This window comes from Methylobacterium sp. NPDC080182, from assembly GCF_050281105.1.
Taxonomy (GTDB): domain Bacteria; phylum Pseudomonadota; class Alphaproteobacteria; order Rhizobiales; family Beijerinckiaceae; genus Methylobacterium.
Window position 1 is genome coordinate 30,412 of the sequence record NZ_JBNNWO010000025.1, and the last position, 12,989, is coordinate 43,400.

The 12,989-nt window shown below is 61.4% G+C and carries 19 protein-coding genes; 11 read left to right on the top strand and 8 right to left on the bottom strand.

The genetic code is table 11. The annotated features are described in order from the left end of the window. The first annotated feature begins 63 nt into the window (after nucleotides 1–63). Nucleotides 64–903 carry a hypothetical protein gene (locus ACQKQD_RS29960; RefSeq protein ID WP_427510401.1) on the top strand — a complete coding sequence of 280 codons (840 nt, stop codon included), beginning with the start codon at nucleotides 64–66 and terminating at the stop codon, nucleotides 901–903. A gap of 177 nt (nucleotides 904–1,080) precedes the next feature. Here ACQKQD_RS29960 and ACQKQD_RS29965 read toward each other — a convergent pair whose 3' ends face one another. Next, nucleotides 1,081–1,344 carry a hypothetical protein gene (locus ACQKQD_RS29965; protein WP_427510402.1) on the bottom strand — a complete coding sequence of 88 codons (264 nt, stop codon included), beginning with the start codon at nucleotides 1,342–1,344 and terminating at the stop codon, nucleotides 1,081–1,083. 184 nt (nucleotides 1,345–1,528) lie between these two features. Between ACQKQD_RS29965 and ACQKQD_RS29970 the strand changes: the two genes are divergently transcribed. The 4 genes from ACQKQD_RS29970 (at nucleotide 1,529) to ACQKQD_RS29985 (ending at nucleotide 3,579) form a co-directional block, all read left to right on the top strand. Then, nucleotides 1,529–2,212 carry a LuxR family transcriptional regulator gene (locus tag ACQKQD_RS29970; RefSeq protein ID WP_427510403.1) on the top strand — a complete coding sequence of 228 codons (684 nt, stop codon included), beginning with the start codon at nucleotides 1,529–1,531 and terminating at the stop codon, nucleotides 2,210–2,212. Between the two features lie 91 nt (nucleotides 2,213–2,303). Further along, entirely contained in the window at nucleotides 2,304–2,957 is a 654-nt protein-coding gene (locus tag ACQKQD_RS29975) for an acyl-homoserine-lactone synthase (RefSeq protein WP_427510404.1), read from the top strand. 36 nt (nucleotides 2,958–2,993) lie between these two features. Next, nucleotides 2,994–3,167 (top strand): hypothetical protein, encoded by a 174-nt coding sequence (locus ACQKQD_RS29980; protein WP_427510405.1) that lies wholly within the window; start codon nucleotides 2,994–2,996, stop codon nucleotides 3,165–3,167. 73 nt (nucleotides 3,168–3,240) lie between these two features. Then, complete coding sequence (locus ACQKQD_RS29985; protein WP_427510435.1) at nucleotides 3,241–3,579, top strand: HU family DNA-binding protein; 339 nt, start codon at nucleotides 3,241–3,243, stop codon at nucleotides 3,577–3,579. Nucleotides 3,580–3,582: 3 nt separating this feature from the next. On the opposite strand, the gene ACQKQD_RS29990 is transcribed toward ACQKQD_RS29985, so the two are convergent. Genes ACQKQD_RS29990 through ACQKQD_RS30005 form a run of 4 tightly spaced genes read right to left on the bottom strand, consistent with a single transcriptional unit; the run spans nucleotide 3,583 to nucleotide 5,354 of the window. After that, nucleotides 3,583–4,092 carry a hypothetical protein gene (locus ACQKQD_RS29990; RefSeq protein ID WP_427510406.1) on the bottom strand — a complete coding sequence of 170 codons (510 nt, stop codon included), beginning with the start codon at nucleotides 4,090–4,092 and terminating at the stop codon, nucleotides 3,583–3,585. A gap of 59 nt (nucleotides 4,093–4,151) precedes the next feature. Continuing rightward, entirely contained in the window at nucleotides 4,152–4,403 is a 252-nt protein-coding gene (locus ACQKQD_RS29995; RefSeq protein WP_427510436.1) for a helix-turn-helix domain-containing protein, read from the bottom strand. After that, the gene (locus ACQKQD_RS30000) at nucleotides 4,357–4,986 is read right to left on the bottom strand and encodes a hypothetical protein (protein ID WP_427510407.1); all 630 of its coding nucleotides are present in this window, start codon (nucleotides 4,984–4,986) and stop codon (nucleotides 4,357–4,359) included. Before ACQKQD_RS30000 ends, ACQKQD_RS29995 begins: the two co-directional genes overlap by 47 nt. After that, nucleotides 4,932–5,354, bottom strand: coding sequence for a hypothetical protein (locus tag ACQKQD_RS30005; protein ID WP_427510408.1), 423 nt, complete (start codon nucleotides 5,352–5,354; stop codon nucleotides 4,932–4,934). Before ACQKQD_RS30005 ends, ACQKQD_RS30000 begins: the two co-directional genes overlap by 55 nt. Nucleotides 5,355–6,430: 1,076 nt before the next feature. Between ACQKQD_RS30005 and ACQKQD_RS30010 the strand changes: the two genes are divergently transcribed. The 3 genes from ACQKQD_RS30010 to ACQKQD_RS30020 all read left to right on the top strand — a co-directional run bounded on the left by ACQKQD_RS30010 (nucleotide 6,431) and on the right by ACQKQD_RS30020 (nucleotide 8,797). Further along, complete coding sequence (locus ACQKQD_RS30010; RefSeq protein ID WP_427510409.1) at nucleotides 6,431–7,024, top strand: carbonic anhydrase; 594 nt, start codon at nucleotides 6,431–6,433, stop codon at nucleotides 7,022–7,024. A 344-nt stretch (nucleotides 7,025–7,368) separates the two neighbouring features. Continuing rightward, the gene (locus ACQKQD_RS30015) at nucleotides 7,369–8,001 is read left to right on the top strand and encodes a LemA family protein (RefSeq protein WP_427510437.1); all 633 of its coding nucleotides are present in this window, start codon (nucleotides 7,369–7,371) and stop codon (nucleotides 7,999–8,001) included. Nucleotides 8,002–8,053: 52 nt separating this feature from the next. Beyond that, nucleotides 8,054–8,797, top strand: coding sequence for a TPM domain-containing protein (locus tag ACQKQD_RS30020; RefSeq protein ID WP_427510410.1), 744 nt, complete (start codon nucleotides 8,054–8,056; stop codon nucleotides 8,795–8,797). Between the two features lie 76 nt (nucleotides 8,798–8,873). Here ACQKQD_RS30020 and ACQKQD_RS30025 read toward each other — a convergent pair whose 3' ends face one another. Then, nucleotides 8,874–9,392, bottom strand: a complete 519-nt coding sequence (locus ACQKQD_RS30025) for a recombinase family protein (protein ID WP_427510411.1) — start codon at nucleotides 9,390–9,392, stop codon at nucleotides 8,874–8,876. 392 nt (nucleotides 9,393–9,784) lie between these two features. On the opposite strand from ACQKQD_RS30025, the gene ACQKQD_RS30030 reads away from it, so the two are divergent. Next, on the top strand, nucleotides 9,785–9,952 hold the full coding sequence (locus tag ACQKQD_RS30030) for a Flp family type IVb pilin (protein ID WP_427510412.1): 168 nt from the start codon (nucleotides 9,785–9,787) through the stop codon (nucleotides 9,950–9,952). Nucleotides 9,953–10,333: 381 nt separating this feature from the next. Here ACQKQD_RS30030 and ACQKQD_RS30035 read toward each other — a convergent pair whose 3' ends face one another. Both ACQKQD_RS30035 and ACQKQD_RS30040 read right to left on the bottom strand, forming a co-directional pair. After that, on the bottom strand, nucleotides 10,334–10,705 hold the full coding sequence (locus ACQKQD_RS30035) for a BrnA antitoxin family protein (protein WP_427510413.1): 372 nt from the start codon (nucleotides 10,703–10,705) through the stop codon (nucleotides 10,334–10,336). After that, on the bottom strand, nucleotides 10,680–10,967 hold the full coding sequence (locus ACQKQD_RS30040) for a BrnT family toxin (protein WP_427510414.1): 288 nt from the start codon (nucleotides 10,965–10,967) through the stop codon (nucleotides 10,680–10,682). Before ACQKQD_RS30040 ends, ACQKQD_RS30035 begins: the two co-directional genes overlap by 26 nt. Before the next feature lie 501 nt (nucleotides 10,968–11,468). On the opposite strand from ACQKQD_RS30040, the gene ACQKQD_RS30045 reads away from it, so the two are divergent. After that, a complete protein-coding gene (locus tag ACQKQD_RS30045) occupies nucleotides 11,469–11,756 on the top strand; it encodes a hypothetical protein (RefSeq protein ID WP_427510415.1) in 288 nt (95 codons plus the stop codon). A gap of 143 nt (nucleotides 11,757–11,899) precedes the next feature. After that, nucleotides 11,900–12,706: a glycosyl hydrolase gene (locus ACQKQD_RS30050; RefSeq protein ID WP_427510416.1), complete on the top strand. Its 807-nt coding sequence runs from the start codon at nucleotides 11,900–11,902 to the stop codon at nucleotides 12,704–12,706. The last annotated feature ends 283 nt before the right edge of the window (nucleotides 12,707–12,989 follow it).

The window sequence follows — 12,989 nt, forward strand, 5'->3', positions numbered from 1 at the left end:
TGTTTTCTAAATCAAGCAACCTTGAATGAAAATGATATCACCCGCCTCCTCGTTTGCAGATAAATGGGTCCAGATCCCGCTCAGGCACACAAGCAAATGACACTGGCAAAATTGGTCTATAGATGTAGTGAGCAACGCGATGGCCCTTTCGTCGCGGGTATTGCGCAAGCCAATGGCCTCATTCCCAATGCTGGCCGGTTCATCGTCGACCAGAGCGTGATGGATGCGGTCCTGCGCATGGAGAAGACACCCTTCGCTGATCTGCTGCGCACCCTCGATCATGCACGGCCACCCTTTCCCCTCACGTGGATTGAATGGGGCGCTCCGGGTGGAGGCCATCTTGGCTATCTCGTCGAACAGGCTGAGGGCACGTCCGGCTTTGCCTTCCGTCAGTTCTTGCATGCACGAGGTATCGAACGCGCGACGGGCTCGACCGTGGTGTGTACCCTCGGCCGTATCCACGTAGATCCGAGCGGGTTTCGCTGCGAAAACGTGGCCGAGGCCGCGACCAGCGGCAATGGGCCGGGCCCGAACCCGCATGAGCAGGCAGCCGCAGACCTGATCAGCATGTTCCTGATCATCAACTCGCCCTCGGGGGTCGTCACGATCGATGCGGCGCCGGACACGCAGCGGGTCGACGCGCGCCGGATCGCCAAAGGTCGGCCGCCGCTACCGAACCTGCGGCCGATCCGACTCGACGTCGCCCGCCTGCGGCAGATCGATGTCGACGATGGTGCCGCACAAGCTGATGGGCGCCCGCGGGCGGAGCACTTTGTGCGGGGACACTTCAAGTTCCGGAACGGCCGGATGTGGTGGTGGTCGCCCCATATTCGCAATCAGGCTGGGAACGAGCCTGCCGCGCTCCCACGCGACTACCAAGTCATGAGTTCCGAGGCAGGGTGAGGCCGGGATTTTCTGACCACCGACGGCGTTACCAGGGCCCGGTACCGCCGGCCACGCGGCTCCGGCTACACCTTGGCTGAGGGCAGCTCAGGGGCGGAGAAGGGTCGCACCGGGACTGAAGCAGACCCAATCCGATCGGCTGTCTGGTCAGGTCGCGATCACGACGACGGCCACCGCTCAGGCCGGCGCGAGCTGTCGCTCAGGAGGGGCCGCCAGCGCTTCGATCGTTCGAATGGCGGCCATGCGCGCTTCGTCCGTCGTCAGGGCACCGTACGCGCGAACCAACCGCTTCAGCGTGGGTACCTCGCCGTCTTCGGTCACCGAACTGCTCGCTGCAGATCCAGGGGGTTCGGATCCACACCGCTTGAAGGTGTCGGGATCGACGCCCACCAGCTCGGAAATCTGCTGCAACAGGAGCAGCGTGCGCGTTTCGTCGGCCACCCTGTGACACCCGCTCTCGCGACAAACACCTGAGGTTGATATAGCTCAACGCGTCCCTTGACGCATCTCCGACTTGGCTGCGTCACGGTATCTGACACGTTGCGCGGGGATCGGTTCGAGAATGGCGGGCGACCTTGGCGTTCGACAGACCGCGTTCGATATCGTTCATCGTCTACGCAAGGCGGTGACAGACGTCGACGTCTACACCGAGTTGCGCCGGAGCGGCTCGATCTTCGGATATGACGTCTTTCTGATCGCCGGCCTTCCCAGGGCACCGCACGAGAACCTGTACGACTGCTCGCTCATCTCCGGCTGGCCACCGGAATGGGGGCGCCGCTATCAGGAACGACGGCACATGCACGTCGACCCGGTCATCCGCCATATCCGAGGGACGACCGATCCGTTCCTGTGGCAGGAGGCGGTCGAGGCGCAGGTCACGTCGGAGGGCATGGTCGTGATGGAGGAGGCGCGCGCCTTCAGCCTCAACGAGGGCTTCTGCGTGCCGTTCCACCAGATCGACGGGACCGAGGCGGGCGTCAGCTTCGGCGGCGAGCAGGTCCAGCTCTCGCAGGACGAACGGGCGGCGCTCCATCTCGTGGCGATCTATGCGATGTCCACGGCTAAGGCCATCGCCCGGCGTCGAGGCCCCGCAGAGGACGACGAGACGCCGCCGTCTCCCCTGACAGGTCGAGAGGCCGAGTGCCTGAAGTGGTCCTCGACCGGTAAGTCGGCCTGGGAGATCGGGGTGATCCTGTCGATCTCGACGCGCACCGTCGAGCATCATCTCGGCAGCGCCGGGCGCAAGCTGAACACCGTCACGCGCACGCAGGCCGTCGCCGAGGCGCTGCGCCGTCGCATCATAGACTGAAACGCTGCGCGAGCCTCGTCCGTAGATCTACGGATGCCGGTCCCCCGCAGATTTCGCGATCAACCTCCATGCCCTGCATGGAGCCATCGCGATGTTCAGGCTGGTAACCGGCGACATCGATCGGGATCTGCCCGATCTTGCCGAGCGTATCTACAAGTTCAGGCACAGCTTCTTCGTCGACCATCTGGGATGGGAGGCGTGTCGAAAGCCGGATGGCCGCGAGCGTGATCAGTTCGACAGTCCCCACAGCATCCATATCGTCGGCGAAGAGCAAGGGGAGATCATCTCCTACGCACGGCTCCTGCCCACGACGCGGCCACACTTGGTGACGGAGGTCTACCCGGAGATCATGCAGGGGGCGCCGTCGCCGACAGGCCCACGGATCTACGAATGGACCCGCCATGCCGTCTCACCGAAGAAGCGGGAAGCCAAGGGGCCGAGTGCGCTGACGCGGGCGGCGTTCGCCGCTGTGGCACGCGCCGTCGAGGTCTTGGATCTCGAGGGTCTCCTCGTTCAGACCCATCCTGTGCTGGTCGATCGGGTCATGGACATGGGCTGGGACGTCGAGCCCCTCGCGCTACCCACGACCTATGACGGGGCGCTTCTGCTGCCGATCTACGCGCGCCTCGTCCCGCAGACGCTGGCGGTAGCGCAGGCGGCATTCTCGGCTCACGGCTCGGGTTTGGAAGCGCCCATCCTGCGCGCGTCCTCGCCCCCAACAAACCGCCCCGCACCCGGGCTTTAGCCGTTCGGCTCTCCTCTCGACTGAAGCAGGCAGGACATGTCGACCACGACGAATGGTGCGAGTAGCGGCAGCGATCCCGTGGAGTTGGCGGCAAGCTTGGCGATCGATCTGCGCGCTGCGATCGACCGGATCGCAGACCCCGACCTCCGAGAGTTGATCGACCAGATCTTGCTCAACCTTGGCGCGAGGCTAGCGCTCCGCCTGTCCTAGCGAACGGCCCTCGATCGCTGCATTTCCAGACAGGCGGTTGCACTTCGATAAACGAGACGGCATCGCGTGGGCTATGATCCGATCCGAGCTCGTGGCCCGTATCGCGGCCAAGAACCCCCACCTCTACGTCCAGGACGTCGAGGCGATTGTCACCACGATCCTCGACACCATGACCGCCGCGCTCGTACGCGGTGACCGGATCGAGCTGCGGGAGTTCGGCACATTCGCAGTTCGAGCTTACCCTGCGCGGATCGCTCACAATCCGCGAACCCAGGCTGTCGTTACGGTGCCGGCGAAGGGCAGAGTCGCGTTCAAGCCGAGCAAGGCCATGCGGGAGGTGCTCAAGGCGAAGCCCCTCAGCGTCGAGCACGGACCTGCGCCATCATCACCGACTCAGCAGGATCCGGGTTGACCATCAGGTGCCGGCTTGCGTGAACAAGTCGAGCTGGCCAGGCGTGACGCGAGCACGTGAGCGCGGTGCTGTGCCGGGACGCTTCGCTCGCGGTATCGGCAGAACCGGCAGGGCGAAGCCTGGCTTGCCGTAGAGCACAGCCCCAACGATCCGGCATCCGTCGCCGCGGTGGACCACATTCGCCGTATGCGGCCCCGCCCGCAGGATCTCCTGCATCAGCGGCTCGTCGAGGCTGAGGTCGGACAGGGTCGCGAGCAGGCTGGTGAGGCCCGCCGCCTCGACAGAGAACGACTGGAACTCCGCGGCTCGCTGCCGCCAGACCTGGAGGACGGCGCCGACGCTGGTCTCCGGAAACGGGTTCGGCGCCGGCCGCGTCGCGGCGTCAGCGACGAAGGCAGCGATCGTCTGCCGCTCGGCGATGTGGTCGGCAGCGAGTAGGGAGGCGGTGAGCTGACGGGGGCTGATCGGCATGGCGCTCCAGCTATCGGGCTCAGGGTCGGGCAGGAGAGCCACCGGGCTGCACCCTGACGCTGCAAGCAGCGGCTGAATGCGGGATCTGACCGGCCAAGTGCTCAGCCCTTTGCGGCCACGCTGTTGGCACGGGCGCGGGGGAAATAGCTGTAGAAGGTGTCGCGATTGAACCCGAGCCGCCTGGCGATCTCGGCGACGCTGATCGTGCCGGCCGCCAGCATCGCCCGGGCCGCCTCCAGGTCCGCCTCCTTCAGCTTCCTGGGCCGGCCGCCCTTGCGTCCACGGGCGAGGGCGGCCTTCAGGCCCTCATACGATGTAGCACTTCGTTTCCTGCGTGCTACGCAGTGTGCCAGTTTTCAGATCGAAGAGATGCTTGCGTGTCAGACGAAACGTGGCGCCCGAAGCATTCTCGCTTTGCCGAACCTCGCCTTCCAGCTCTTTCCGATTAGGGCAATTGTCGGCATTCGATGATCCGGCCTGGATCCATAGAGTGACTGAACCGTCGGCGATGACGACCTGCTCGGAGACGTTCTTATCTAGCACCTGCTTCCTGCTTTTCATGTCGTAGACTGCGAAATTTCGCTCCGGATCTGCCGCCGTGCCCAAGTCCATCAAAACAAAATCGTTCCGGACCCCAATGACATACATTGCATCCTCAGAGTATTTTCCTTTGTTTTCCGATATCCAAACATCGCCCTTTCGCCGATCCCAATCACAATTGTCCGTATCGATGTTGTTTCGCTTGACGCGGAAGAAAATGTCCATGCCGACATTGGCATAACGATCTCTCGCGAAGACCTGATATTTATCCTCATCGTAACAGACAGATTTGTACTCGCCAGCACCGGAATGCGCCGTAGCTATGAGCAGCATGCCGGTGATTAGACTCGATTTCGCCACAATGCGAAAGATCGTACGTGGAACAGGATGGCGCATCGAATGACCTCGGTTTGATAGAGAAGAGCACATGTCGCTGATGTAGTTGGCCATGACCGGGAATGGCGGCGCAGGATTGCTGCTGATCCCACGAAAGTTGGTTGGCGGTAGCCAGCGTCCACATCACGCCAGCGGAAAATATGCTGCCACTTGCCGCGGTGGCTCTTCAACCAGATGTCGGCGTGACCGTAGGCTCTGGACGGCAGAACAATCAGGAGATTGGCACTTTCAATCACGATGTGCTCGCGTGTACCGTCCTTGTGCCAGTTGCCGGCCGTCATGCAGAACGCGCTCATGGACGCAGTCAGAGCCCGGCTCAGGTGATTGCCGTTCGCCGAGAAGAGGTAGAGCGCCTCGTATCGGGACATCTCCCCCGGAATATCCTCAAAGTCACGATGACACTAATCGGCCAAGAGCTGGATTGTTAGCAGATTGACGACCCGATCTATTTGTCCTTCGTTTTTTTTCGGACTCCAAGCTGTGTCGTCTCGCCGCGAGCCACGACCACGAGCCACTACCTAGTCCCGGCAAGGAAGGTTTAGTGGCTCGGTTCATAAGGGATCTGTTAGTTGATTGTTCTTGTTCTCCCGAAGTGGCTGGCCCCAGCAGGAGCGCCGGGGCGTCGTTGACAGAACTAGCCGCCATGGCCGGCTTACACTCGTCGCTTATCATGTTGGCTTTTCTCGAAGTTGGAAACCTACACCCAAAAGGCGACCGCAGGAGCTACAAAGGAAGATGTGCCAAGCAGGGTCAAAACGGAGAAGATGATCATTCGTTTCATGTTCGAAAACCCAATGATTTCGCTTTGAAGAAAGCCGGTTTCGGCCGGAAAATCTGTTTACGGCATTGGGTGTCTTATGAATGTGTCGAAAGGCACAGTTGCAAATTAAGATGTGCTAATTATAGTTGCGAACTCAGTAACGATAGATCTAACGGCTGAGGATTATGCCGAAATTCGGTGCACCTTAAGTTGACCGCCGATACTCGGATATTTGCCCACGCGCGCTGGAGCGGTTTCGGCTTGCGCTGCGTCGGACGGCTGGGGCATGCGGGTCGGTGCTCAGGGTGAGGGTCACGGTTCGGTTTCGCACCCAGCGATGCTGGGGTGCATGCACTGGATCCAGGGGGGCGCCCGATAGCCTCTGGATGTGCTGCGCCGTTGGATGTACAGCCTCTGACAGAAGGTAATGAGCAAAGAAACTTCTCCGATCGACCTGCAATGTTGGCCAAGTGTCAAAAGGCACAATCAGAGCAAAAATGGATAATAGGAAATATATTTCCATCCAGGAGCTGTTATCTGTAGCGCAACCTTAACAGGCGTAAGTAGCAGCGCGCACGCAAGCGTCATTTGTTATAAAATCTTGCCCTGGTAGATGGAGGCCGCATACCTCGCTGTTTATCTCTAGGGTGAGCGATGAACTCTGCACATTCGGTCCATCAGTCTATGACCCCCGATGAAGCTCTCGATCTCCTCAAAGAGGGCAACCGGCGCTTCGTCAATGGGCAGCCGATGCAGGCGCGCATGACCATCGCGAAACTGCGCGGCTCACTGGCTCACGACCAGAGGCCTTTCTGCGTTCTCGTCGGCTGCTCCGATAGCCGGGTGTCACCGGAGCTCCTGTTCGGCCGCGGCCTTGGCGACCTCTTCATCGTGCGCAACGCCGGCAATGTCGTCGATCTCGCTGCTATGGGCAGCATCGAGTACGGCGTCGCCGTCCTCGGAGCACCGCTCGTTCTGGTTCTGGGCCACGAGCGGTGCGGTGCCGTTCACGCGGCTGTCCAGGTGGTCCGGGAAGACGCGGTTTTTCCGGGCTGTATCGGTCAGATGATTGAACCGATCATCCCCGCGGTGCTGCGCGCGCAACGCGAGGGCCATGATGATCTCCTCGAGCATTCCGTTCGCGCGAATGTCCATCGTGTGGTTGAGCGCCTGAGAACGACCGAGCACATGCTTCAGGCTCCGCAGCGGGAAGGGCGTTTGAAAATCGTTGGCGCACGCTATGATCTTGATGATGGTAATGTAGAATTCTTCGAATAAATTGAACATAAATAAAAATTACATTTATCATGGATTTAATCTGTGGACCAGGGCTAATAAGAACTCTTTAATTGCCTGATTTGAGCGTTACATTATAAATTTGATTGTGCTTTTGCGATTTATCTGCTTCGCCTCGAGCTACCGATTTGGAATTCGGAGATGACAAGTCTCGCGATGGCAGTTCAGCCGGTGTGTGATTTGTCTCATTAATTTCGAGCACGGTCGTCTAATTGTGTCAACAGACGTCGGTCTAATTATTTAAAAATACAACACGAACAAACTTGGCTCGGAAATTTTCGAGACATCGGCTGAAATGCGACCGGACTACCGAGGAAAACATGAGAATGAGATTGATGACTGCTGGTGGACTGCGCCGGACGTCGCCTGCTGCGCGCCTCCTCGGCGTGCTCTCGGTGATCCTGGTGGCCGCGGGTCTCTCCGGCTGCGGAGCGGTCAACCGCGTGCCAACCCTTGAGGAACAGGCCAAGTCAGCCTGGAGCGAGGTGCAGAACCAGTATCAGCGCCGGGCCGACCTGATCCCCAACCTCATCGAGACCGTGAAGGGCTACGCCAAGCAGGAGAAGGGCGTGCTGATCGGCGTCACCGAGGCGCGTGCCAAGGCGTCCAGCGTGAAGGTCGACGCCTCTACTGTCAGCGACCCGCAGAAGTTCAACGAGTACCAGAATGCCCAGAACCAGCTCTCGGGCGCGCTCGGTCGCTTGCTGGTGACGGTGGAGAGGTACCCCGACCTCAAGTCGAACCAGAACTTCCTCGCCCTGCAATCCCAGCTGGAGGGCACCGAGAACCGCATCGCGGTGGCGCGGCGTGACTACATCACGGCCGTGCGGGCCTACAACACCGAGGTGCGCACGATCCCGGGCCGCTGGATCGCGGCCGTGCTGTACCCCGACGCCAAGCCGATGGAGACCTTCACGGCCACGCCGAACGCCGACCGCCCGCCGAACGTGAAGTTCTAGGGGCCGGTACATGAGGCGGCCTAGGGGGCGATCCGTGACCAGGATCATACCGATGTGGGCGCGCTTCGCCCTGCTCTTCGCCTGCCTCACCGTGGACGCGGTCAGCGCGCTGGCGGCCGACCTGACTTTCCCGCCGCGTTCCGGCCGCGTCGTCGACGCGGCCGGGGTTCTCACGCCCGAGCAGCGCGGCAAGCTCGTCGTGAAACTGAAGGCCTATGAGGGTACGACCTCCGATCAGGTGGTCATCGCCACGGTGCCGAACCTGCAGGGCGTGGCCATCGAGGACTATGCCAATCAGCTCGCGCGCGCCTGGAAGATCGGGCAGGCCAAGACCAACAACGGCGTCCTGCTGCTGGTGGCTCCGCGCGAGCGGAAGATCCGGATCGAGGTCGGCTCCGGCTTGGAGGGGGCGCTGACCGACGCCCTGTCCAAGGTCAACGTCGCTGGTCTCATCACCCCGCATTTCAAGACCGGGGACTATTATGGGGGCCTCGATGCCGGCGTCGACGGTCTCCTTTCGATCCTCTCGCGCGATGCGGAGGAATGGCAGCGCAAGCCGCACGCGCATGGCGGCACGTTCGATATCGATCCCGTGCAGATCGCGATCGTCATCGCCCTCGTCGTCGGCATCGTGATCGTCCTGATCGTCCTTTACCGCATCGGTTTCTGCTCTCTGTGGTTCCTACCGAGCTTCGGCTCGGGGGAAGAGAGCAGCTCTTCGGATCGCTCCTCGTCCGATGATTTCGAGGGCGGCGGAGGCTGGTTCAGCGGCGGCGGCGCGACCGACGAATGGTAGAACGGCTCTTGTCCGCATTGAGTACCCGCGAGTTTGGCTAAAAATGTCCGCCTCTCTCAGCTCCCACGCCGTTGCATCAGGCTGCAGCCACATCTTTGAGGGCACGATAGACGCTGCGGCGTGAGATCCCGAGGGCGCGGGCGATGGCGGTCGGCCCCTCCCCTGCCGCGTGGCGGCGGATCTCCTCCTCGGGCACGGAGCGCGGCCGCCCCTTGCCGGCGTAGACGTCGGCGGCCTTGGCCGCTTCGATGCCGGCGCGCTGGCGCTCCAGGATGAACTTGCGCTCCATCTCGGCGACCATGCCGAGCACGGTCACGACGATGCGTCCGACGTCACCGCCTGTCGTCAGCTCGGGATCGAGGATGCGCAGAGCTGCGCCCTTCTGATCGAGTTCGTGCACGAGGTTGAGCACGTCGCGGGTCGAGCGGCCGAGCCGATCGAGGCGGACCACCACCAGCTCGTCGCCCTCGCGCAGGAACTGCATGACCGTGGCCAGCTCCGGGCGATCGTCGGCAGACTTGCCGGACATCTTCTCCGAACGGATCACCTCGCAGCCGGCGGCCTTGAGCTTGGCGGCGATGGCGGACAGGATCATGGGCCGGCTCCAGGGTGGAGCGGCAAGCTCGGCGGGTATGGCTAACGACCGGTGAACGAGGGGCCGTCCGGGTTTGCGACAAGCCCCTCAGGAGAGTGGAGATGGCGATGGGGACCGTCTTCTTGGAGCCGCGGCACGGCACGTGCTTCACGGCCACGAGCTTCGCCCGAAAGTAGTTCGAAATTGATCCACGATCAACTTCTATTGGAGTAGGAGTTTTTCTTCACCATTGCCGCGGAAGTTGGTTTTTAATAGACATTAGATACAAATTCCGGGCGTATTATAACGGCCTATAAACTTTTATCTTTAATGTCCGATTTAGATGATTGTCAAATACAAATTTGCATCATCAATCATTGGAATAACAAGACAACTGAATACGAGGCAGATTTATGGTGGCGAATAAAATCAAAGCATTTGTCTCCGATCAATCCGGAGCAACTGCGATAGAGTATGGCATGATTGCCGCTCTTATCGCCGTAGTTATCATAGGGGGCTTGAAGGTGGTTGGGACAAGCTTGTCGGCCAAATTCAGCCAGATTTCTGGAAACTTGAACTAAAAATAAATTCCTGGATCTTGACTTCGGCCATCGTGGCCGTCCTAAATCTTTAAACACTAGTCCTTGTCCTGCAACGCGCCGGACGCTGACAGTGTCGCAAGCGATATTTCCTCGCTTGTTGGTTCACAATCATATCGTCATAGTGTCACCGCCGAGCCGTGTTCCGCATTGGTTCGCGTGGTGATGTCGGCCGCTCCTCCGTCTGTAGTTTCAGGTCCAGGCGGAGTCGAGCGGCCGGCACCGCTATCGATCAGGATCGCCTAGAGCGGGGTGACGAGCGGGTAAAGCCCTTCGCGCAAGGTCGCATCCTCACGTCGGGCTCGCATTCCCCTCCGGCCTGAAGGCCGAAATAACCTGCGAGGCTCATGATGGGCCTGAGGATCAAGCGGTTTGCTTACTGGGACGCGAGAGGGAAGCTACGTGCTTGCTCCGCTTCACAGCCACCTCCAGGCGCCGATCCATAGACGCCCGAAGATCCTCTTGCATCCGGACCTGCCACCCTTCGCCAGTGGCTTTGTAGGCGTCCAGCAGGTCAGGCGCGATCCTGAGAGTGATGTTCACCTTCGCATCAGGCACCTTCGGGCGCCCGCGTCCGCGCCTCGGCAACAGGTCATAGACCTCCGGCACCTCGTGCGCAGGACGCAACGCGGCCAACTCCTCGGCTGTGAGCTTCGGGTTGTCGGAAACCTCGTCCCAGTCCTCCTGCGAGTAGCCAGGACCAAGCTGCTCAGGCTTGTGCGAGGTGTTGTTCATAGCTCTCCCTTTCCTCAGGGTCGGCATGACGAAGGCTGACCAAGGACAGCGCTTCCGTGCCGAGGGGCGAGACGATCACCGCAACTACCCGTTCGCCGTTCCAATCTCCGATCAGCTTGTAGCGCCAGCGCCCGTTCTGGCTCGGACGCGTCGGAAGGATCAGGGCAGTATCACCGTCGAACGAGGCGTCGAAGTCGGCGAAATCCAGACCGTGCTTGGCCAGGTTCGCGAGGCGCTTCGCCTCATCCCACGTCGTCGTCATCGAATTATCGTAGTAGCGTAAAATGAGGCTTGCAAGTCCCTTTTGCGCTACAGCGAAAATAAGGTCGCGAACGCGAACCGGCACGCTCCGGCGCAAACCGGCGGCTTCCGACCGAGAACTCGGCCCCTGCATTTGAACGCGGCGAGAACGCCGGGCTTCACCTTATGCGTGATCTGGGGACACGCTTGTCAGCCGATGGCGGGCGCCCCCCGCTTCTTCAGCGCTTGATAGAGGCCAAAGTGGCAACGGGACGGCTGGTGACATGGAGCACCATGTCCCAAAAGCCCACGGACCGCGGTCGCGCCGATCACGTCGAGCACCTAACCGCACTCAACCAGGCGGCCTCACGGATGACCGCGTTTCCTCGCCCTATCTCCTCGATCGCGGTGCTCTCCAACCATCGGGAGAGCGCAACCACAGGTGGTTCATGTTGGATTAATGCTTCGCGATCTTTGATAGCAGCGTGACGCACGAAAAAGCATCGCTACCCGAGGTGCCAAAATGGATCTCAAGATCAATACCGTCGGGATCAAGTTGATCTCTGCCGCCTTCAGCGCGCTTGTTCTCCTCAGTACCGACGCTTGTGCACAGTATGATGCTCGTCAGGCACAACACGCCGCGAACGTCCGCGCCATTCAGGCCCAGCGCGATCAGCATGCCGCAAACGTCGCGGCGCTGAATGGGGATTATGCGTCGGCCGATGCCTATGCGCACGCAGCCAACGTTCGCAGAGCCCAGTCCTACCGAGACGCCGGGTACGCGCAGCAGCTCCGTTATGGGGGTTATTAGTCCCCCGATCACCTCCAGCGAGGAAGAGGGCGGATGACCGTCATCCAGGTTTCCTCCTAAGGTCGAGCGTCACAAGCGGCGCCTGTTCAGCGGCCTGTCAGGCAGCTCGGCGAGGAGCGGGCGACGATAACCTTCGGAGCAACGTGATAGTCTCCAGACGATCCCTTCTGGCCGCCGCCGGCTCGCTCGCGGTGAGCCATGCCCTTCACGCCGAGGGGGTGGGCCCGACGTCGAAGAAGGGCTTGGCAGGCGCCGCACCCTCCGCATCCGGGCTGCGCACGAGCTGGTACTATGACTGGGGGGTGCATCCGGCAACCAAGGGCGTGGTCGCCGACGACCCGTCGATCCGCTTCCAACCGATGATCTGGGGCTTGAACGGAAATACCGATACGGCGCTGGCGGCCATGCGCGGGACGCGCCTGCCGGTGTTGCTCGGCTTCAACGAGCCGGACCACCATGACCAGTCCAACCTCACCGTCGAGCAGGCGCTGGACGCCTGGCCGAAGCTGGAAGGCATCGCCGCCGACCTCGTCACCCCGTCCTGCGCGCAGCCGCACCAACAGTGGATGCAGCGCTTCGTCGCCGGCGCTGAACAGCGGAGACTGCATTTCGACTCGGTCGGGTTCCACCATTACGGCTCCGCCGACCCACACGACTTCCTCGGCCTGCTGACACGCGTCCACGACATGTACAAGCGCCCGATCTGGGTGACGGAATTCGGCTGCGTCGACTGGAGCGCGCGTGGCGACCGGAAGAACCGCTATACCGAACGCGACGCAATCCGCTTCATTGAGACGGTCTGCCCGTACATGGAGCGGACATCCTGGGTGCGCGGCTATGCTTGGTATCCATGGGGCAAGGCGGGTGGCGGCGGCCCGCTCTCCGTCTCGGCGTTTTTTCAGCCGGATGGCAGCCTGACCGATGCCGGCCACGCCTACGCGGCGGCCTGATGCATACAACTCCAATCGCGAGCGGCGCGGTCAATTGGCTGCGGTTCGACGGATCGCCGCATTGCGACCATTGCCGCACGCCGATGTGCTTTGTAGCGCAGCTTGGGTGCGGTCCGGACTACGAGACCGAGATGCAGTTCGCGGGCGGCGTCGGCGACCACTTTGCCCGCGCGTGGGCAAGGGGCTGCGGCAAGCTCCTCTAGCAGACTTGAGGGATGCCGCCGACGTCGGATGCCATGCCCGGCCGGTCTGGAGTGACACTGCCCTCGTTTGTCGTGCCCCG